The sequence below is a fragment of the Brachybacterium sp. UMB0905 genome, assembly GCF_002871795.1.
Taxonomy (GTDB): Bacteria; Actinomycetota; Actinomycetes; order Actinomycetales; family Dermabacteraceae; genus Brachybacterium.
The window spans coordinates 213,054-233,282 of the sequence record NZ_PNHL01000002.1 but is presented as its reverse complement, the minus strand read 5'-3'; the positions used below and the strand labels follow the sequence as shown (position 1 = coordinate 233,282).

The following is a 20,229-nucleotide window of genomic DNA, read 5'->3' as shown; positions in this document are numbered from 1 at the left end:
ACCCGTGACGACGACGTTCCGCGCATGCCGCGCACGGTCCCGCCGCCGGATGCGCCGGGGCCGGTCTCCTCGCGGCCCGCGGTGATGCCGCTGGGGCTGCATGAGCTGGGCGGCACCGCCACCGGTAGCCACCATGATCCCCATGCAGTGCTGGGGGCCCACGAGTATGACGGCGGCCTGACCGTGCGCACCCTCAAGCCCTTCGCCCGCGCCGTCGCCGTGCTGCTCGAGGACGGCACCGAGGTGCCGATGGAGCATGAGCACGACGGCATCTGGGCGACCACCCTCGAGCTGGAGCGCGTACCCGCCTATCGGCTGCGCGTGACCTGGGCTGAGGGTGAGGAGTCGGTGGATCTCGAGGAGCCCTACCGTTTCTGGCCCACCATCGGCGAGCTCGATCTGCACCTGATCCGCGAGGGCCGTCACGAGGAGCTGTGGACGGCGCTCGGGGCGCATGTGCGCACCCTGGGTGAGGGCCCGCAGGCGGTCACCGGCACCTCCTTCACGGTGTGGGCGCCCAATGCGCGCGCCGTCCAGGTGATCGGCTCCTTCAACGGCTGGGACGGCCGCGGGCACGCCATGCGCTCGCTCGGGTCCTCCGGGGTGTGGGAGCTGTTCATCCCCGGAGTCGGCGCCGGTGCCGTCTACAAGTTCCGGATTCTCGCGGCCGATGGGACCTGGCGGGAGAAGGCCGATCCGATGGCGCGCCTGGCCGAGGTGCCGCCGGCCACCGGCTCCGTGGTCACCGCCAGTGACTTCGAGTGGACCGATGACCACTGGCTCGCCGAGCGCGCCGCGAGCGAGGCGGTCTCCTCCCGCATGTCGATCTACGAGGTGCATCTGCCCAGCTGGCGGCCGGGGCTGTCCTACCGCGAGCTCGCCACGGAGCTGACCGACTATGTGCGCGAGATGGGCTTCACGCATGTGGAGTTCATGCCGCTGGCGGAGCATCCCTTCGGCGGCTCCTGGGGATACCAGGTCACCGGCTACTACGCCCCCACCTCCCGTCTGGGCTCCCCCGATGAGCTGCGGCACCTCATCAACACGCTGCATGAGGCCGGCATCGGCGTGATCATGGACTGGGTTCCCGCCCACTTCCCGAAGGACGAGTGGGCGCTGGGCCGCTTCGACGGCACCCCGTTGTACGAGCATGCGGATCCGCGGCGCGGTGAGCACCCTGACTGGGGCACATACATCTTCGACACCGGCCGCAATGAGGTGCGCAACTTCCTGGTGGCCAACGCTTGCTACTGGCTCGAGGAGTTCCATGTGGACGGGCTGCGCGTGGATGCGGTGGCCTCGATGCTGTACCTGGACTACTCGCGCGAGGAGGGCCAGTGGGTGCCCAACCGCCATGGCGGCCGCGAGGACCTCGAGAACATCGCGTTCCTGCAGGAGGCGACGGCGACCGCGTACAAGCGGGTGCCGGGCATCGTGATGATCGCCGAGGAGTCCACGTCGTTCCCCGGTGTCACGCGCCCCACCGATGTGGGGGGCCTGGGCTTCGGCTTCAAGTGGAACATGGGCTGGATGCACGACACCCTCGAGTACCTCTCCGAGGATCCGGTGCACCGCCAGTACCACCACGGCGAGCTGACGTTCTCGATGGTGTACCAGTACTCGGAGAACTTCGTGCTGCCGCTTTCGCATGATGAGGTGGTGCACGGCAAGGGCTCCCTGCTGCGCAAGGCGCCCGGTGATGACTGGCAGCAGGCGGCGACGCTGCGCTCCTACCTCGCCTTCCAGTGGACCCATCCGGGCAAGCAGCTCATCTTCATGGGCATTGAGTTCGCGCAGGGCACGGAATGGTCCGAGCAGGCGGGCCTGCCGTGGTGGCTGCTGGAGTACCCGCTGCACCGCGGGGCGCAGCAGCTGGTGCGGGACCTCAACGCGCTGCAGGCCGAGTTCCCGGCGCTGTACCAGCGCGATCAGGACCCGGCCGGTTTCGAATGGCTGATCGGGGACGATGCCGGACACAACGTGCTGGCGTTCCTGCGGCGCGATGCCGCGGGCGATCCCGTGGCGGTGGTGGTGAACTTCTCCCCCAGCGCCTGGCATGACTACCGCGTGCCGCTGCCCGAAGGCGGGAGCTGGCTCGAGGTGCTGAACTCCGACGCCCCCGTGTACGGCGGCAGCGGGGTGGGGAACCTCGGGGCCGTGCACGCCGAGCCGCTGCCGCAGCATGGGCGCGAGCACTCCGTGCGCCTGACGGTGCCGCCGCTGGGTGCCGTGGTGCTCGTGCCCGAGCGCCTGCGCCAGGGCTGAGGGGCTCCCCCGTCGGGCCAGGGCGCACGCTCCCCCGTCGGCCCCTCGCACTCTTTCCTCCATGTTTTCGGGTGCTGCGTACCAGAACTGGTCGCAGCACCCGAAATCGTGAGAGTGGGGCGCGGGGCTGTGGCGTGCTGGGGCCTGTGGCGTGCTGGGGGGTGGGCGCGGGGTCTTGGGCTCGGCGCGGGGCTTGGGCTGGGGGCTAGGGCTCTTGACCCCAGGCCTCAGAACAGGAGGTTCGCCAGGCGTTTGCGGGCGGGGGCTACGCGAGGATCATTGGGCCCGGCCACCTCGAACAGGTCCAACAGGCGGGCGCGCACGGTGTCCTTGGTCTCCGCATCGGCGCCGCGCAGCAGGTCCAGCAGGCGCGCGAACGCGTCATCGACGTGCCCACCCAGCATGTCAAGGTCCGCCACGAGCAGCTGCGCGTCCAGATTCTCCGGGTGCTGCGCCGCCTGCTCGCGCGCGCCGTTGAGGTCCTGGCCCTGCGTGCGCTGCATGAGCGAGACCGTAGCCAGTCCCGCCTTCGCCTCGGCATCGGCCGGGTTCTCGGTGAGGTGCTTGGAGAACGCAGACTGTGCGCCCTCCAGATCCCCCTGGTCGATCGCGGCGTAGGCCTGGGCGATCAGCTCCGGCAGCGGCTCCTCGGGGGGCGCCTGCTCTCCGGCACCCTCCGGCAGCTCCATGCCCTGCTGCCGCGCCACCTGCACCACCTGATCCAGCAGTGCGGAGATCTCCTCTGCGGGCAGCACGGACTGCACGATCGGCTGCACCTGACCCAGCAGGAGCAGCAGCAGCGTGGGCAGCTGCTGAACACGCAGGGCCGCTGCGACCCGCTGCTGCGCATCGGCATCCACGGTCGCCAGGCGCACCGCTCCGCCCTTGGCATCCACAGCGCTGCGCAGCGCGGCGAGGAAGGACTCCCCATCGGGCACCCGTGCACTGGTGACCAGCAGCAGGGTGGGGATGCGCTGGGAGTCGGCAATGATCTGCTCGAGACCCTGCTCGGTCACGGCCACCTCATGCTGGGCCGGGGTGCTGCTGCCGGACTCTTCCGAGCCGGCGGGCTGCTTGAGCGTGGACAGATCGATGATGCCGTACGGATCGGTCACAGGGACTCCTTCGACGTGGTCGGGACCTGACCAGTCTAGGCAGTGGCGATCCCGCGGGGCGGCAACGAGCTCAGCCGGTGAGAGCACCCGCGCGGCGCCACCGCACTGCTGCCTCGGGGTCGTTCATTCCCCCGTGACGCCGAGCACGGTCTGTGTGGCACCCACCGGCTGAATCTTGCCCTTCGCGCCCTTGGGCGGGATATGCACGGCAACGTGAGTGCCGAACGTGCGGATGAAGTTCTCGTTGAACTCCCGCGTCCCCGCCGCCTTGGTGTACGGGTTCTCCTCTTCGTAGCGCATGGTGCCGCGCTCCTTGATGCGCACGGTCCGCTTGGAGGTGATGGTGGACATCACCAGGGCACCGCCCTCGTCGGTGCGCAGACCCACGAAGTCCTCCTCGCGCACGGTCCACACCTCCTTGATGGTCGCCGCCTCGTCGTAGTCCACCCCGGTGTTGAGCTCCTTGCGCTCCTGGGCGATATTCTTGTGGGTCTGGACCTTGAAGGGGTCATCGGCCAGCTTGTCGTCCGGATCCGCCTCATCACCGTCCGAGAGCACCTTGGCATACAGCTTCAGCGCGGCCATGGGGGTCATCAGCAGATCATCCGCGTCCGGCCCCACCTGCTGGGAGCCCACGAGCGCATTGGCCACATCGGGCATCTCCACGCCCACCGCCTGCTGCGCCCAGCCCCAGGTCGTGTACGGGTCCTTCGCCGACTCCTGCCGCAGCGCCATGAAGAACGGCACCCCGGAGTCCCCGGCGTCCTCCACCAGGGCGATCGCCGTCCGGGGGAACTCGGCGTCCACGCTGGTCAGCGGCATCACCATCGAGGCGCCGGGGCGCTCGAGGTCCTTTGCGAAGCCCTTGGACTTCTTGATCAGCTTGTAGAGCTTGGAGCGGAACTCCTGGGCGGAGCCGACCACGCGAGGGTCCAGCGGCTTCGCAGACCGCTTCTCATCGGCGGCGGCCACGGCCTCATGGATCTCGCTGATGGCGGTGGACAGCTGCTCCTCGGTCTGTACCGGCGTGGGGGCCTCGAGCTCGGGACCCGTCACCGGGGCGGCGGGGGGCTCGACCTCGCTCGCACAGGCGCTCAGCGCGCCGGCGGCGAGCAGTCCGCTGCCGAGCAGGAGCTCACGACGGCCCGGACGGATCCTGCGGGTGGCCCGCAGGGAGCCGGTGCGGTGATCAGGGCGGGTCATCGGCGGGGCTCCTCATCATCGATGGTGGGCAGCTGTTCGGTCGTGGGATCATCCGTGGGATCATCATCGCTGGGCGCAGCGAGGTCCGCAGCCTCGGACCCACCGGCGACAGACTCCGCCGGCTCGGAGCGGGGCGGCGCGGCATCATCCACGCGGCGACGGCGCCCGCTGGGGCGGGAGGACCCGCGGCCGACGGACACCACGAGCAGCACCAGGCCCACCACGGCGATCGCGGCGCCACCGGCGTAGGCGTAGGGCACCCACTCGTTCTCAGCGTCGACCGGCCAGGTGATCGACACCTTCGAAGCGCCCGGGGCGGTGCCGTCGGTGACGATCAGGATCTGCCGATACGGCTTGAGGTTGTCGTCATTCTCTTGGGCCCAGAACTCCGCCACATCGATCGTGGCGGGGCTCTGCGAGGTATCGATGGTGCGCCACAGGTCCGAGGAGGTGGGATCTGCGATCTCCGCCTCCCCCTCGGGCTCGACCTCTTCGACGCTCAGGGTCTGCCAGTCGCTCGCCCCGGTGATCCGGGTGTGATGCACGCCCTCGAGGTAGGCATCGATATCGCCGCCACCGGCGGTGATCAGGCTGACCTCGCCCTCACCCTCGATGGTCACGCGGCCTTCTTGGCCGCCGATGTACAGCACACCGGGATCGATCACCACGGCGGGGCCGGGATCATCGAGCTCGACGGTCGCGGTGGTCTGGGTCTCGGGCGCCCAGGTGGTCTCGCCGAGGCGGCCCAGCACGAGGCCCGCGACGCCGATCAGGATCAGCAGGGCGGCCAGGATTCGTTGCACGGTGACGCTCCTTCGGGGCGGCCCGGGACGGGCCGAGGCAGTGACCTGCCCACGATACGGTTCCGGGCCCGTGCCCGCCACACGCACGTGAGGGGATGCACGGACGGTCCCGACCGGCGATGGCGGCGGTGACGTACCCTGGCCGGGTGCGTCTCGTCGTTGCCAGCTGTTCTGTCGACTACACCGGTCGGCTCACCGCCCATCTCCCCCAGGCGCCCCGCCTGCTGATCCTCAAGGCCGATGGCAGCGTCCTGGTCCACTCCGACGGCGGCAGCTACAAGCCGCTGAACTGGATGAGCCCGCCGTGCACCCTGAGCACCACCCGACGCGGGGATGCCGAGATCGCCGCGGCCCAGCAGGATGAGGACGACCTCGAAGGCCCCTGGATCGAGCAGTGGGACGTGGTGCATGACAAGTCCGGGGACCGCCTGCGGGTGCGGCTGTTCGAGGTCTTCGAGGACTCCTCCCACGAGCTCGGCGTGGATCCCGGGCTGCAGAAGGACGGCGTGGAGGCGCATCTGCAGGCGCTGCTGGCCCAGAACATCGAGACACTCGGCGATGGCTGGACGCTCGTGCGCCGGGAGTACTCCACCGCGATCGGCCCGGTGGACATCCTGGCCCGCGACGGCGCCGGCGGCACCGTGGCGATCGAGATCAAGCGCCGCGGGGAGATCGACGGCGTGGAGCAGCTGACGCGCTACCTCGAGCTGCTGAACCGCGACCCCTTGCTCGCACCCGTGCGCGGCATCTTCGCCGCCCAGGCCATCAAGCCGCAGGCCCGCGTGCTGGCCGGGGACCGCGGTATCGACTGCGTGACCCTGGACTACGACGCCCTGCGCGGCATCGACGATGCCGAGTCGCGCCTGTTCTGAGCCGGCCGTCCCGCCTCGTGCTCTCGTGTGCCAGCGCCACGCCCCACACGCCGCGACCAGCCCTGTCCCACCCAACGCCGCCCGCTTCCTCTGCGGGGCAGCACGATCCCCGCTGACTCGTTCCCATCTCATCTGACTGGAGAGCCGATGACCGCCCCCGCATCCGCCACCCCTCTCACCTGCGACCTCGCCCTTCACGGCACCGCCGTGCTGCCCGGCGGCCTCATGCCCGGCGCGCTTGTGCTCATCAGCGGGCAGGACATCATCTGGTCCGGCCCCGCCGCGCAGGCTCCGGCGCACACTGCGCAGAGCACTGTGGAACATGACGACCTGATCCTGCCGGGCCTGGTGGATGTGCACTGCCACGGCGGCGGCGGGGCGTCCTTCCCCGATGCGGCGGATGCACAGACGATGCTGACCGCCGTGCACGAGCACCGTCGGCACGGCACGACCTCGCTCGTCGCCTCCCTGGTGACGGCCGATGCCGCGACGCTGCGCGAGCGCGTGTCGGATCTCGCCGAGCTCGCCGCCGCGGAGGAGATCGCCGGGATCCACCTCGAAGGCCCCTTCGTCTCCGTGGCCCGGCGCGGCGCCCAAAACCCCGAGCACATCATCGATGGTGATGCTGACCTGGTGCGCGAGCTTGCTCAGATCGCAGGCGGGGCGCTCGCCACGATGACCCTCGCGCCGGAGACCGGGGATGCCGATGCGGTGATCACGGCACTCGCCGAGGTGGGGGCGGTGCCGTCGCTGGGCCACACGGATGGCTCGAGCACCCAGATGACCCGGGCGATCGCTCTCAGCATCCAGGAGCTGCGCCGCGAGAAGGGCCGCTCACCGCTGCCCACGGCCACGCATCTGTTCAATGGGATGCGCCCCATCCACCACCGCGATCCCGGTCCCGCGCTCGCCTCGCTGGATGCCGCCGCGCGCGGAGAGATGGTGGTGGAGGTCATCGCCGACGGCGTGCATCTGGATGCCCGCACCGTCGCGCATGTCTTCGCGCTCGCCGCCCCCGATCATGTGGTGCTCGTGACCGATGCGATGGCCGCCGCCGGGATGGCCGATGGACAGTATCGCCTGGGCGCCCTGGACGTCACGGTCGCTGAGGGCACCGCGACCCTCACCGAGGGCGGCGCGATCGCCGGTGGCACCGCGCATCTGCTGGACGTGCTGCGTTTCACCGTGCTCGAGGCCGGCGTGGATCTGGTGCCGGCCGTGCGGGCGGCCACCGTGGTGCCTGCGCGGGTGCTCGGCGCCGCCGACCGCATCGGACACCTCGGGGCGGGCGCTCGCGCCGATGCCGTGCTCGTCGATGAGCAGCTGCAGGTGCGTCGGGTGATCCGGCGCGGCGAGGTGCTCTCGGACTGAGCCATCTGCCATGGATGCCGCAAACGTCCGGTGATGGGGCCGGGGTGGCGGTCAGCTGCTGTCAGTCCACGTCGCCGCGGAACTGGCCCGTTGGCGCCGCTTCCACCCAGGCGTTCAGAGCCGCCCCGGCGGTCATGTCCACGAGGGCGCGCTGCTCCCGGCCACGCGTGAGCTGGAAGATCACCAGACACATGTCTGCACCGCCATCGCTCCCCGCGGCCAGCCGCTCCCGGGTGAGCTCCTGGATCTCCGCGCGGCGGATCACCTCCGAGGGGCGCCAGCGCAGCGAGAAGGCGCGGTGCCAGCGCAGGCGGTCGGTCCCGAAGCGCATCATGCCGTGCTGCCAGCCCGCCTCCCCCACCAGGCCGCGCCGATACAGCGTGCATTCGAAAGCGCCACGACCGCGGGCGATCACCAACTGGCGGATGATCACGAGGGCTGCGGTCACGACGACGAACATCCCGACCCCCAGCAGGAGGATCGGGATGTTCGAAGCGCTCATCGTGAGGTCGTGCCCGGCTCAGATGGCACTGCCGGTCAGGGATTCCTTGGCGACCTCATCGTCATGATCGGCATCATCCACGCCGATGACCACGACGTCGGAGTCCACGGAGACGAATCCACCGCGCACGGACAGCTCGCGCACGCCCTCCTCCTCGCAGATGATGCGCACCAGGCCATCGCCGAGGATGGCCAGGGTGGGCTGCATCTGCGGCAGGATGCCCATCGATCCGTCGACCGCGGGGACCACGACCTGCCGGGCCCGACCGGTCCAGACGGTGCGGTCGGCGGTGACGAACGTGACCTCGAGCGAGCTCACTTGCCGAGCTCCTTGTCGATGCGGTGCTGGTTCTCCAGCACCATGTCGATGCCGCCCACGTTGAAGAACGCCGACTCGGTGATGTGGTCGAACTCGCCGTCGCAGATGCCCTTGAAGCCCTCGATCGTGTCGCTCAGCGGCACGTCCGAGCCGTCCACACCGGTGAACTGCTTGGCCAGGTGGGTGTTCTGGGACAGGAACTGCTGGATGCGGCGGGCGCGCGAGACGATGACCTTGTCCTCCTCGGACAGCTCGTCCACACCCAGCATCGCGATGATGTCCTGCAGTTCCTTGTTGCGCTGCAGCACCTGCTTCACGCGCACCGCGGTGTCGTAGTGGTCCTGGCCCACGTACCGCGGGTCCAGGATCCGCGAGGTGGAGGCCAGCGGGTCGATCGCCGGGTACAGACCGCGCGAGGCGATCTCACGGGAGAGCTCGGTGGTCGCATCCAGGTGGGCGAAGGTCGTCGCCGGGGCCGGGTCGGTGTAGTCGTCGGCCGGGACGTAGATCGCCTGCATCGAGGTGATCGAGTGGCCGCGGGTGGAGGTGATGCGCTCCTGCAGCACACCCATCTCATCGGCGAGGTTCGGCTGGTAGCCCACCGCCGAGGGCATACGGCCCAGCAGCGTGGAGACCTCAGAGCCGGCCTGGGTGAAGCGGAAGATGTTGTCGATGAACAGGAGCACGTCCTGGTTCTGCACATCGCGGAAGTACTCCGCCATGGTCAGGGCGGACAAAGCCACGCGCAGACGCGTCCCCGGGGGCTCGTCCATCTGGCCGAAGACCAGCGCGGTCTTGTCGATGACGCCGGACTCGGTCATCTCCTCGATGAGGTCCCAGCCCTCACGGGTGCGCTCGCCCACGCCGGCGAACACGGACACGCCGTCGTGGTTGTTGGCCACGCGGTAGATCATCTCCTGGATGAGCACCGTCTTGCCCACGCCGGCACCGCCGAACAGGCCGATCTTGCCGCCCTTGACGTACGGGGTCAGCAGGTCGATCGACTTGATGCCGGTCTCGAACATGGTGGTGGCCGACTCGAGCTGGTCGAAGTTCGGCGCCTGGCGGTGGATGGGCCAGCGCTCGGTGACCTGCAGCTGCTCCGCGGGCTTGTTCAGCGGGGTGCCCACCACGTCGAAGACTGTGCCCAGGGTCGTATCGCCCACCGGGACGGAGATCGGGGCGCCGGTGTCGTTGACAGCCTGGCCACGCACGAGACCGTCGGTGGGCTTCAGCGCGATCGCACGCACCATGCCGTCACCGAGGTGCTGCGCGGTCTCGAGCGTCAGGGTGGAGGCTTCGAGGCCGGAGTCGCTCGCGGCGATGTCGATGGTCAGCGCGTTGTAGAGGTCCGGGATGTTCCCCGGGGGGAACTCCACGTCGACGACGGCGCCGGTGACACGGGCGACGCGACCGGTCGCGGCCGGGGCCTCGGCGGGGGCCTGCGGTTCAAAGGTGGTGCTCATGTGCGTTCTCTCCATGTCGGGCCGCCGCGCGGGGACGCGGTCGGCCGGGTCTCAGCGGTCGGTGCGGCCAGTTCCTGCCAGGGCGTCGGCGCCGCCGACGATCTCGGTGATCTCCTGGGTGATCTCCGCCTGACGCGCGGAGTTGGCGAGGCGGGTGAACTTGTGGATCTGGGTCTCCGCGTTGTCGGTGGCGGTCTTCATCGCACGCTGCGTGGAGGCGTGCTCCGAGGCCATGGCCTGCAGCAGGATGTTGATGATCCGCGACTCGATGTACCGCGGCATCAGCTCTTCGATGACCGAATCGGGATCCGGGGTGAAGGCATACAGCGGGTAGGTGGGGCGCTGGCCCTCCTCCGCATCGACCACGCCCATCGGCACCATGCGGATGGCACGGGTCTGCTGCTGGAAGCGGGAGATGAACTTCGTGCCCACCACGTACAGCTCATCGAGGTGAACCTGCTCGTCCTCGCTGAGCAGATCCTCGGTGAGCACGTGGGAGATCTCCCGGCCCAGGTCCGGCAGCTCGCTCTCCGCGTACGGGGTCCAGGACCGGTGCGGGGGCCGGTTGCGGAAGCGGTAGTACGAGTCGCCCTTGCGGCCCACCACATACATCACCGGGGTCTTGCCCTCGTCGAGCAGCTTGTTGGCCAGCTGTTCGGCAGCACGGATGACGTTATGGGAGTAGGGGCCGGTCATACCGCGGTCGGCGGTGATCATGAGGATGCCGGCCCGCCCGGTCTGCTCGCGATGCTGCTCCAGGAACGGATGCTTGAGCTCCTCGGAGTGGGTGGCCACCGAACCGATCGCCTGCGTGAGCGCTTCGGCGTACGGAGTCGTCGCCGTGACCCGGGCATGGGCCTTGGCGATGCGCGATGCCGCGACCATCTCCTTGGCCTTGAAGATCTTCTTCATGCCCTGGGCGGACTTGATCTTCTGCTTGTAGACCCTCTGCTGGGCTCCCATGTCTCTCCTCGTTCGCGCCGAATGCCTCCGTCAGGGGCACCGCCGTGGGGCGGCGCTCCGGACCTCAGCCGCGGACGATGTTCTCCTGGTCGATCTGATCCTCGGTGGCCCGGCCATCTTCATCGTTGACCGCGCGGTCATTGGCCTTGGCGGCGAGGAAGTCGGTCTTGACCTGGTCCAGGACCTGGCTCAGCTCCTCCTCGGTCTCATCCGAGAACTTGCCGGAGGTGCGGATGGTATCCAGGATCGTGCCGTTGTGGCGCAGGTGCTCCAGCAGCGCGGCCTCGAACTCGCGGACCTCATCGACCTCGATGTCGTCGAACTTCCCCTTGGTGCCGGCCCAGATGGAGACGACCTGCTCCTCCATCGGGAACGGCGAGTACTGGGCCTGCTTGAGCAGCTCCATCAGGCGGGCACCGCGGTGCAGCTGCTGCTTCGAGGCGGCGTCCAGGTCCGAGGCGAACATCGCGAAGGCCTCGAGGTCGCGGTACTGGGCCAGGCTGATCTTCAGCGTGCCGGAGACGGACTTCATCGCCTTGGTCTGCGCGGAACCGCCCACGCGGGACACCGAGATGCCCACGTCCACGGCGGGGCGCTGGTCGGCGTTGAACAGGTCCGACTGCAGGAAGCACTGGCCGTCAGTGATGGAGATGACGTTGGTGGGGATGTACGCCGAGACGTCATTGGCCTTGGTCTCGATGATCGGCAGGCCGGTCATCGAGCCGCCACCCATGTCATCGGACAGCTTCGCGCAGCGCTCCAGCAGGCGGGAGTGCAGGTAGAAGACGTCACCGGGGTAGGCCTCGCGGCCCGGGGGACGACGCAGCAGCAGGGACACGGCGCGGTAGGCCTCGGCCTGCTTGGACAGGTCGTCGAAGACGATCAGGACATGCTTGCCCTCGTACATCCAGTGCTGGCCGATCGCGGAGCCGGTGTAGGGGGCGATGTACTTGAAGCCCGCCGGGTCAGAGGCCGGAGCAGCCACGATGGTGGTGTACTCCAGCGCGCCCGCGCGCTCGAGGGTCGCGCGCACACCGGCGATGGTGGAGCCCTTCTGGCCCACCGCCACATAGATGCAGCGCACCTGCTTGTCGGGATCACCGCTGTCCCAGTTGTCCTTCTGGTTCAGGATGGTGTCAATGCCGATGGCAGTCTTGCCGGTCTGGCGGTCGCCGATGATCAGCTGGCGCTGGCCACGGCCGATCGGGGTCATCGAGTCGATGGCCTTCAGGCCGGTCTGCATCGGCTCCTTGACGGACTTGCGCTGCATCACGGTGGGTGCCTGCAGCTCGAGCGCCCGGCGGCCCACGGTGGCGATGTCGCCCAGGCCGTCGATGGGCTTGCCGGTGGGGTCCACCACGCGGCCCAGGTAGCCATCGCCCACGGGCACGGAGAGCACCTGCCCGGTGCGCCGCACCTGCTGGCCCTCCTCGATGCCGGAGAACTCCCCGAGGACCACGACACCGATCTCCCGCAGGTCGAGGTTCAGTGCCAGGCCCAGGGTGCCGTCCTCGAAGCTGACCAGCTCATTGGCCATCACATTGGGCAGGCCCTCGACGTGCGCGATGCCGTCGGCCGCGGTGACGACGCGACCCACCTCCTCGCGCTCGGTGCTGCCTGCCTGGTAGGTGGACACCGCGGTGTCCAGGGCGTTCCGGATCTCCTCCGGGCTGATCGTGAGCTCGGCCATCGCTGCTCGTTGTTCCTCTCGGTCTCCCCGTGGTGGGGGCGCTGTGCGGGTTCGGGGGACGCCGTGGCGTCGGGCGGGTCAGGCCACCAGCTGCTGGCGGGCCTTGGCCAGGCGCGCCAGGACGGTGGCGTCGTAGAGATCGTCTCCGACCTGGATCCGCATACCGCCCACGACGGTGGGATCCACCTGCAGGTCGATCTGGATCTCGCGGCCGTAGATGCCGGCCAGCAGGCTCGCCAGCCGAGCCTGCTGGGTGTCGGTCAGGGGCACCGCGCTGGCAACCTGGGCCACCGAGCGGCGACGCTGCTCGGCGGCGAAGCGCGCGAACTCCTCAACCCGACGGGCGGGCTTGGTGTCGCTGCGACGCCCCACGGCACGGGCCGCGATCGCCGCCGTCAGCTCCTGGGTGCGGGAGCGCAGCAGGTCCGTCACCAGGGCGCTGCGCTCGGCAGGCCGCTCACGCAACCCGTCCAGCGCGGTGGTCAACTCCGGCGTGGAATCGATCATCCGCGAAACCTGGACCAGCTGGCTCTCCACGGCGCTCAAGCGGTCCTCGCGGCGTGCCTGCTCGAGGTACGCGGCAACCCCCAGCAGCTCGAGAGCGTCGAGGATGTCCTCCTGCTCGGACCAGCGCCGACGCACCACCTGCACTGTCAGGTCGAGCGCGAGTGCGCTGACCTTGCTGCCCAGGAGGGTTCGGACCGCCTGCTCCTTGACCTCGCCGGGGCGGCCGGCGTCGGACAGCAGGCGGACCAGCTGGTTGCTGGAGTCGATGGCATCAGCCACCGCGAACAGCTCCTCGGCGATGGCACCCAGCTGAACGCCCTCGGACGCGAACGCGCCCTGGGCGTGCTGAAGCACCTCACCGAAGGAGGTGGAGGAGGTTCCTCGCATCTCGATTCCTTATCGGGTGGCGGCCTGGGACGACTCGAGGTCGTCCAGGAAGCGGTCGATCACACGGCGCGAACGCTCGTCGTCGGTGAGGGACTCCCCGACGATCCGGGAGGCCAGGTCGCTCGCGAGCGAACCGACCTCACCGCGCAGCTGGGTGGACGCGGCGATGCGCTCGGCCTCCAGCTGCTGGCGACCGGTGGCCAGGACGCGCTCGGCCTCCTGGGCGGCGCGTCCCCGCGCCTCCTCCACGATGCGCTCGGCGTCCTGCCGGGCCTGGTCACGGATCGCTGCGGCCTCGCGACGGGCGTCGGAGAGCTGCTGCTCCTGATCCGCCTTGAGCTGGTCGGCCTGGGCCTGTGCCTCTTCGGCACGCCGGATCCCGCCCTCGATCTTCTCGGAGCGCTCATCGAGCACCGCATTCATGCGGGGCAGGACGAAACGGATGAAGACCGCGGCGAAGATGGCGATGAAGATCGCCGACCAGATGATCTCCGCCGGCAGCGGAACGAACAGCTGCCAGCCGGGGGTGGCTCCTTCGCTGAGGATCATGGGCTGACCCTCAGATGAACGCGAGGACGAAGCCGAAGACGATCGCCAGCAGGGCGAGGAACTCGACGAAGCCGGCGCCGATCAGCATCGTGGTCTGCAGCTGCGAGCGCATCTCGGGCTGGCGGGCCTGCGCCTCGGCGGTCTTGCCGACGAGGATGCCCAGGCCGATACCGGGGCCGAGGGCGGCGAGGCCGAAGCCGACGGAGGCGATGTTGCCCTCGATGGCGGTCAGGAGCATCGGGTCCACGGGGGTTTCCTTTCGTTGGGCCGACCGGGCGGACGGCAGTTCAGGGGTCCAGCGAGCTGGAGGTCGTGCGGGTCAGTGCTCGTCGGAGACGGCCATCTGGATGTAGACGGCCGACAGGATGGTGAAGATGAATGCCTGCAGGCCCGCCACGAAGATCTTGAAGGCGAACACCAGCAGGCTGAGGCCCGCGGCGAAGGGCGAGGCGATGGTCAGCAGGCTCAGGGAGACCACCAGGAAGTGAGTCAGTCCGATGAGCACCACGATGATCATGTGGCCGCCCACCATGTTGGCCAGCAGACGGATGGTCAGCGAGGCCCAGCGGACCACGAAGACCTGGATCGCCTCGATCGGCACCAGCAGCAGGTACACGATCTTCGGCACGCCGGGCGGGGCGGTGGCGTGCTTGAGGTAGCCCCCCAGACCATGCGCCTTGATGCCCGCGACCATGTAGATCACGAACGTCGCCAGGGCCAGCAGCAGGGGGAAGCCGATCACGGCGGTGCCGGACATGTTCAGCCCGGGCACCATGAACCCGAGGTTCATCACCAGGATCAGCACGAAGGTGGAGATCAGCCAGGGAGCGAAGCGCTTGCCGTCCCGCTCCCCCAGCACCGCCACCACGATGTTGGTGTTCACGAAGTCGAACAGCAGCTCGACGATGCTCTGGGTGCGACCGGGGACCAGGCGCGCCCGCGAGGCGACGATGCACAGGAAGATGAGCGTGGCCGCCAGGATGATCAGCCGCACCAGCTGGATGCGGTTGAACTCGAAGGGGGTGCCGGCGAAGAGGATCGCGTCCGGGAAGAACTCGTCGATGGTGGGGATGTGAAAGGGCGCTCCGTCATCGGCGCGGAGCGGAGCGGCAAGGTCGGCGGTGTTCAGGTCGATCTCCCGTGCTCAATCTGTCTGCCATCGTGGCAGGGCCTGTCCTTCACATCGTGGCCACCGCGCCGCGGGGACTGGTGCACCACCTGATGTCAGGCGGTCTCCCGGCGGTGGGATCCGGTGGTCGGCGCCTGCGCTCCACCCCTCCGGAGAGGCAGTGGTGACTGCGCCTGACGCCCGGATAACCATAACAGAGTGCGCCCCTTCTTCCGGGCCTCCGAAGGTCCTCACCAGGGCTGCGAGGTGCATCACTCCGGCCGTGGGTCCGGCTCCACGTCCAGGGGCCTCCGCACGCGGGCCAGCAGCACCGTCTCGATGACCACGCCCATCAGCGCTCCCACCAGCAGGGTGAGCCCCACCCAGACGATGGAGACGCTTTCGACGTCGCGCAGCATGAGCAGCACGACCACCACGATGACCATCTTGAGGATCCAGGATGCGAGAACCGTCACGGCCATTGTCACGGGGCTGAGCCGTGGCGCGAGATAGCCGGTGACCGCGGTGGGGGCGACGACCACGACGGTCAGGGCGGCGCCGATGAGGGCGCCGAGCACTGCCGGTCGTTCGGCGATCGCGGCGGCGAGCACCACCATCGCGAGCGCCAGGACGACGGCGACGACGAGGCCCAGCAGGGTGGCGCGGCGCATGCCGCGGTCCCCGGCGGTCAGCGTGTGGGCCGGGGCGGGGTCAGAGGCGGTCATCAGCGGGCTCCTTCTGGTGATGTGGTCTGCGCCACCGCATTGGATCGAGGGTCATGAGCACCGCCAGCAGCAGGCTGCCGGTCCACAGCACGAGGACGGTGCGCATCGGCAGCACAAGGGGCAGCAGCAGGCCGACGGAGATCACGACGGTCCAGACGTACATGATGATCACCGCACCGCGCTTGGAGTGCCCGAGGCGCAGCAGCCGGTGGTGCAGGTGGGCTTTGTCGGCGTGGAAGGGTGAGCGTCCGGAGCCGATGCGGCGTATGACCGCCAGGCCGAAGTCGAGGAACGGAACGATCATCACGCCGATGGGCAACAGGATCGGCAGGAACTGTCCGAGCATGTCCGCGCCGGACAGACGCGCGGGGTCCACCTGGCCGGTCACAGCGATGGTGCTGGCGGCCAGCAGCAGACCCAGCAGCATCGAGCCGGAGTCGCCCATGAAGATGCGGGCACGCGTGAGGTTATGGGGCAGGAATCCCACACACGCCCCGATCATGACGGCGGTCAGCAGCGCGGCCAGGGAGGAGTAGTCGGTGGTGGAGGCCGAGCGGGTGAGGGTATAGGCGTAGAGGAAGAAAGCGGTGCCGCCGATGGCCATGACCCCGGCGGCCAGTCCGTCCAGTCCGTCCACGAAGTTCACGGCGTTCATCGCGACCACCACGACCAGGACTGTGAGGATCAGTGCGCTGCGGCCGGAGAGCACGGTGACCCCGCCGATCGGCAGGGTCACCAGGCTCACGCCCTGCCAGGCCAGCAGCAGGGCGGCGAGCACCTGGCCGGCCAGCTTGGTCACCCAGTCCAGGTCCCATTTGTCATCGGCCGCTCCGAGCAGGCAGACCACTCCGGCGGCGGCGAGCACCGCCCAGGGCTGGCGACTGTCTCGGAACAGACCTTCGAGAAACGGGACGTTGCCCGCGACGAGCAGGGCCGCGACGATCCCGACGAACATCGCCACCCCGCCCAGCCGTGGGGTCACCGTGTCGTGGACATCCCGCTCCCGCACCGCCGTCATCGCTCCGGCACGCCGTGCCACCAGGCGCACGGCCGGGGTCAGCAGGTAGGTGACGGCCGCGGCGACCAGGAGGATGAAGAGGTAGACCCTCACCCGGCTGTGCTCCCCGACCCCTCGGGTCGGGTGTCCTGGGTCTCTGCCTCGGAGGGGAGCTCCAGGGCTCCGGCCGCAGGCGCGGTGTCCTTGGTCGCGGGGTGCTCCGCGACGTTCGGTGCCTCCGCGGTGCTCCCCGACGCTTCGGCGTCCTGGGCAGGGTCGGCGTCCTGGGCAGGGTCGGCGACCTGGGCAGGGTCGGCGTTTTGGACGGGGTCGGCGTTCTGGGCCGGATCAGCGACATCGGCAGCGGGCGCCGCCTCCGCGGTGTCCGCGGTGTCAGCGATGTCCGCGGTATCGGCTGCGTCAGCGGTGTCGGCGCCGTCCGCAGTGTCAGCAGTGTCCGCAGAATCCGTGCCGTCCGCCGCCTCGGCATCCGTCCGCGCCTGAGAGGACTCCTCTGCGGTGTCACTCTCCTCCGCGGCGTCGCTGTGCTCTGTGGCGTCGCTCTGCTCCTCGGAGCTCGGCGGTGCGGTGAAGATATCGCCCACCGCCTCGATGATCTGCTCCTTGCTGACCGCGCCCTCCCGGACGATCTCGGCCGGAGTGACGGTCGTATCCAGGATGGTGGAGCTCCCGCCAAGGGGGACCGTGCCGCCGTCGAGATACACGGCCACCGTGTCGCCCAGCTGCGTGGCGGCATCGAGCACGGACTGCGCGGCGGGCTTGCCGTGGCGGTTGGCGCTCGAGACGGCCAGCGGCCCGGTGCGGCGCAGCAGCTCCAGGGCGGTCTCGTCATCGGGCATGCGCAGAGCGACCGTGCCGCGGGTTTCCCCCAGATCCCAGGTGAGGGACGGTTGCGCGGTGAGGATGAGGGTCAGGGCGCCGGGCCAGAGGGCCTCGGCGAGGTCCTCGACGTAGTCCGGTAGGTCGGTGGCCAGCGCCATGAGCACGGCGTGGTCGCCGATCAGCACTGGCGGCGGGTTCTGGCGACCGCGCCCCTTGGCATCGAGCAGGTCCTCGACGGCGCGTGGCGAGAAGGCATCGGCGCCGATGCCGTACACCGTGTCGGTGGGCAGGACGATGAGGTCTCCCGCGCGCACCGCGTCCACGGCGGCGTTCAGAGAGTCCTCACGGGTCTCGGGATTCTGGGTGTCGTGCACGCTCACAGGTTCAGTCTCTCATCCTCGCTGGTGCTCTCTATCTCGGCGCGGCGCGCGAGCAGGAAGCGGTCGCGCCCGGTGAGGTCCTGTGCGGTGCGCACCGCGGTGAAGCCGCCGTGAGCGGTGGCGAGCTCGCGGGTTGCGGCGCCCTGCACATCGGCGTGCTCCATGATCAGCAGACCTCCCGGGCGCAGCAGGCGCGCGGCCAGGTCGATCACGGCCCCGGGTACCTCGAGCCCGTCCTCTCCCCCGCCGAACAGGGCGCGATGCGGATCATGCGCGAGCACCTCGGGGTCGCGCGGCACCGCCGCGGCGGGGATGTACGGGGGGTTGGCGAGCACCGCGTCCACGGGCGCTGCGGCGAGCAGCTGCGTCGGCGGCGCGGCGATATCGGCGGTGAGCACCTGCCCGCGTCCGGGTCCTGCGGCCTCGAGGTTCCGCTGTGCGAGGTCGGCGGCCGCTGGGTCGATCTCGACGGCGCGGACCTGCGCCTCGGGCAGCTCATCGAGAACGGCCGCACCGAGCGCGCCGCTGCCCGCGCACAGATCCACCACGCTTCGGCATTCCCCCTCACAGTGCTGGGACAGCAGGTCCAGGGCCAGTTCTGTCTCCGGCCGGGGGATGAAGACGCCGGGGCGGATCTCCAGCCGCAGACGGCGGAACGGGGCGGAGCCCAGCACCAGCTGCAGCGGCTCGCGCGCCGCGCGGCGCGCCAGCAGCTCCTCACAGCGCACCGTGAAGTCTTCCGGCAGGGCGTCGAGCAGCACGAGCGGTCGCTCTGTCCCGGCGGCGGCCTGCAGCAGCGCTCGCGCGTCGGTGCTCGGCGAGGGCACGCCGGCGGCGCCGAGACGCTGCGTGGCATCGGCGAGGGCATGACGCAGACACTCACGGACCGAGTGCGAGCTCATGCCCCCTCGCCTCCCACATCCTGGGCTGCCTGGCGCAGGCGCTCCTCGCGCTCGGCGCTGCGGCAGGAGTCGATCAGGTCCGTGAGATCCCCGGCGAGGACCTGCGGCAGGTTCGAGGCTTTGAAGCCGGTGCGGTGATCGGCCACCCGGGACTCGGGGAAGTTGTAGGTGCGGATCCGCTCGGAGCGGTCCACGGTGCGCACCTGGGAACGGCGGGTGGCCGAGGACTCCGCCTCCTGGGCGGCGCGGCGGGCGTCCAGCAGACGACTTCGCAGGATCCGCAGCGCCTGTTCACGGTTCTGCAGCTGGCTCTTCTGGTCCTGGCAGGAGACCACCAGTCCGGTGGGCAGATGGGTGATGCGCACGGCGGAGTCGGTGGTGTTCACGCTCTGTCCGCCGGGCCCGGACGAGCGGAACACGTCGATGCGCAGGTTCTGTGGGGCGAGCTCCGCGGCGAGCAGCTCGGCCTCATCGGTCTCATCGGCTTCCGGCAGCACCAGCACGCCCACGGCGGAGGTGTGGATGCGCCCGGCGGATTCAGTGACGGGCACCCGCTGGACGCGATGCACCCCGGCCTCATGCTTGAGGTGGGCGTACACGCCCTGCCCGGGATCGGCGGGGTTCTTCGCGCTGATCGCAACGGTGACGTCCTTCAGGCCGCCCAGGTCCGACGGGGAGCTGGTCAGCACCTCCACTCGCCAGCCCCGCGTTTCTGCGAAGGTCCGATACATGCGCAGCATCTCGGCGGCGAACAGTGCGGATTCCTCCCCGCCGGCGCCGGCCCGGATCTCCAGGAGCACATCACGGGCATCGTCGGCATCACGCGGGGCCAGCAGGTCCTCGAGCCGGTCGCGCTGGGCCTGCTCGCGCTCGCGCAGCTGAGCGGTCTCGGCGGTGAGTTCGGGGTCAGCGGGATCGAGCTCGGCGAGCTCCGCGGCGGTCACCAGATCCGCGCGCGTGGACTCGAGGGCGTCTGCGGCACCGAGGATGGTCTGCAGCTCGGCGTAGCGGCGGCCGGTGCGGCGGGCACGGGCGGGGTCGGAGTGCAACGCCGGATCGGCCATCTGCTCCTGAAGGTGCGCATGCTCCGCCCGCAGCGGCGCGAGATCCGCCTCACTGCTGCTGGTCCTGCTCACCGCACCCGATTCCTTCCGCCGCCGCACCGTCCCCGTCGGCCAGGGACAGCCTGCACCTGATCCTCACTCATCCACACACGACCCCATCCACATACGACAACGCCGGTGCCCGCCGTGAAAGGGCGCG

The 20,229-nt window shown here is 69.6% G+C and carries 20 protein-coding genes; 3 read left to right on the top strand and 17 right to left on the bottom strand.

Annotated features, from left to right (window positions below):
* The first annotated feature begins 24 nt into the window (after positions 1–24).
* A complete protein-coding gene (glgB, locus tag CJ197_RS02585) occupies positions 25–2,265 on the top strand; it encodes a 1,4-alpha-glucan branching protein GlgB (protein ID WP_102235274.1) in 2,241 nt (746 codons plus the stop codon).
* 227 nt (positions 2,266–2,492) lie between these two features.
* On the opposite strand, the gene CJ197_RS02580 is transcribed toward glgB, so the two are convergent.
* The 3 genes from CJ197_RS02580 to CJ197_RS02570 all read right to left on the bottom strand — a co-directional run bounded on the left by CJ197_RS02580 (position 2,493) and on the right by CJ197_RS02570 (position 5,386).
* A complete protein-coding gene (locus tag CJ197_RS02580) occupies positions 2,493–3,380 on the bottom strand; it encodes a co-chaperone YbbN (protein ID WP_102235184.1) in 888 nt (295 codons plus the stop codon).
* A gap of 123 nt (positions 3,381–3,503) precedes the next feature.
* Complete coding sequence (locus CJ197_RS02575) at positions 3,504–4,583, bottom strand: hypothetical protein (RefSeq protein WP_102235183.1); 1,080 nt, start codon at positions 4,581–4,583, stop codon at positions 3,504–3,506.
* On the bottom strand, positions 4,580–5,386 hold the full coding sequence (locus CJ197_RS02570) for a hypothetical protein (RefSeq protein ID WP_233190604.1): 807 nt from the start codon (positions 5,384–5,386) through the stop codon (positions 4,580–4,582). The genes CJ197_RS02575 and CJ197_RS02570 overlap by 4 nt, the downstream gene beginning before the upstream one ends.
* A gap of 146 nt (positions 5,387–5,532) precedes the next feature.
* On the opposite strand from CJ197_RS02570, the gene nucS reads away from it, so the two are divergent.
* Complete coding sequence (gene nucS / locus CJ197_RS02565) at positions 5,533–6,258, top strand: endonuclease NucS (protein WP_102235273.1); 726 nt, start codon at positions 5,533–5,535, stop codon at positions 6,256–6,258.
* A 147-nt stretch (positions 6,259–6,405) separates the two neighbouring features.
* Positions 6,406–7,629 carry an N-acetylglucosamine-6-phosphate deacetylase gene (locus CJ197_RS02560; protein ID WP_102235182.1) on the top strand — a complete coding sequence of 408 codons (1,224 nt, stop codon included), beginning with the start codon at positions 6,406–6,408 and terminating at the stop codon, positions 7,627–7,629.
* A 61-nt stretch (positions 7,630–7,690) separates the two neighbouring features.
* On the opposite strand, the gene CJ197_RS02555 is transcribed toward CJ197_RS02560, so the two are convergent.
* From CJ197_RS02555 to prfA, 14 genes are all read right to left on the bottom strand, one after another.
* Positions 7,691–8,131, bottom strand: a complete 441-nt coding sequence (locus tag CJ197_RS02555) for a DUF2550 family protein (RefSeq protein WP_102235181.1) — start codon at positions 8,129–8,131, stop codon at positions 7,691–7,693.
* Between the two features lie 18 nt (positions 8,132–8,149).
* Complete coding sequence (locus CJ197_RS02550; RefSeq protein WP_102235180.1) at positions 8,150–8,449, bottom strand: F0F1 ATP synthase subunit epsilon; 300 nt, start codon at positions 8,447–8,449, stop codon at positions 8,150–8,152.
* Entirely contained in the window at positions 8,446–9,915 is a 1,470-nt protein-coding gene (gene atpD / locus CJ197_RS02545; RefSeq protein ID WP_158239348.1) for a F0F1 ATP synthase subunit beta, read from the bottom strand. Before atpD ends, CJ197_RS02550 begins: the two co-directional genes overlap by 4 nt.
* A 51-nt stretch (positions 9,916–9,966) precedes the next feature.
* The gene (locus CJ197_RS02540) at positions 9,967–10,878 is read right to left on the bottom strand and encodes a F0F1 ATP synthase subunit gamma (RefSeq protein WP_102235178.1); all 912 of its coding nucleotides are present in this window, start codon (positions 10,876–10,878) and stop codon (positions 9,967–9,969) included.
* A gap of 64 nt (positions 10,879–10,942) precedes the next feature.
* Positions 10,943–12,568, bottom strand: coding sequence for a F0F1 ATP synthase subunit alpha (atpA, locus tag CJ197_RS02535; RefSeq protein WP_102235177.1), 1,626 nt, complete (start codon positions 12,566–12,568; stop codon positions 10,943–10,945).
* 78 nt (positions 12,569–12,646) lie between these two features.
* Positions 12,647–13,462, bottom strand: a complete 816-nt coding sequence (locus tag CJ197_RS02530; RefSeq protein WP_102235176.1) for a F0F1 ATP synthase subunit delta — start codon at positions 13,460–13,462, stop codon at positions 12,647–12,649.
* A gap of 9 nt (positions 13,463–13,471) precedes the next feature.
* A complete protein-coding gene (locus tag CJ197_RS02525; protein WP_102235175.1) occupies positions 13,472–14,011 on the bottom strand; it encodes a F0F1 ATP synthase subunit B in 540 nt (179 codons plus the stop codon).
* 10 nt (positions 14,012–14,021) lie between these two features.
* A complete protein-coding gene (atpE, locus tag CJ197_RS02520; RefSeq protein WP_102235174.1) occupies positions 14,022–14,258 on the bottom strand; it encodes an ATP synthase F0 subunit C in 237 nt (78 codons plus the stop codon).
* A 72-nt stretch (positions 14,259–14,330) separates the two neighbouring features.
* Entirely contained in the window at positions 14,331–15,050 is a 720-nt protein-coding gene (gene atpB / locus CJ197_RS02515) for a F0F1 ATP synthase subunit A (protein WP_255407867.1), read from the bottom strand.
* A gap of 341 nt (positions 15,051–15,391) precedes the next feature.
* A complete protein-coding gene (locus CJ197_RS02510) occupies positions 15,392–15,844 on the bottom strand; it encodes a hypothetical protein (RefSeq protein ID WP_102235172.1) in 453 nt (150 codons plus the stop codon).
* Positions 15,831–16,955, bottom strand: a complete 1,125-nt coding sequence (locus CJ197_RS02505) for a glycosyltransferase family 4 protein (protein WP_102235171.1) — start codon at positions 16,953–16,955, stop codon at positions 15,831–15,833. Before CJ197_RS02505 ends, CJ197_RS02510 begins: the two co-directional genes overlap by 14 nt.
* Positions 16,952–18,064, bottom strand: a complete 1,113-nt coding sequence (locus tag CJ197_RS02500) for an L-threonylcarbamoyladenylate synthase (protein WP_102235170.1) — start codon at positions 18,062–18,064, stop codon at positions 16,952–16,954. Before CJ197_RS02500 ends, CJ197_RS02505 begins: the two co-directional genes overlap by 4 nt.
* On the bottom strand, positions 18,061–18,966 hold the full coding sequence (gene prmC, locus CJ197_RS02495) for a peptide chain release factor N(5)-glutamine methyltransferase (protein WP_102235169.1): 906 nt from the start codon (positions 18,964–18,966) through the stop codon (positions 18,061–18,063). Before prmC ends, CJ197_RS02500 begins: the two co-directional genes overlap by 4 nt.
* A complete protein-coding gene (gene prfA, locus CJ197_RS02490) occupies positions 18,963–20,102 on the bottom strand; it encodes a peptide chain release factor 1 (protein WP_102235168.1) in 1,140 nt (379 codons plus the stop codon). Before prfA ends, prmC begins: the two co-directional genes overlap by 4 nt.
* Between the last annotated feature and the right edge of the window lie 127 nt (positions 20,103–20,229).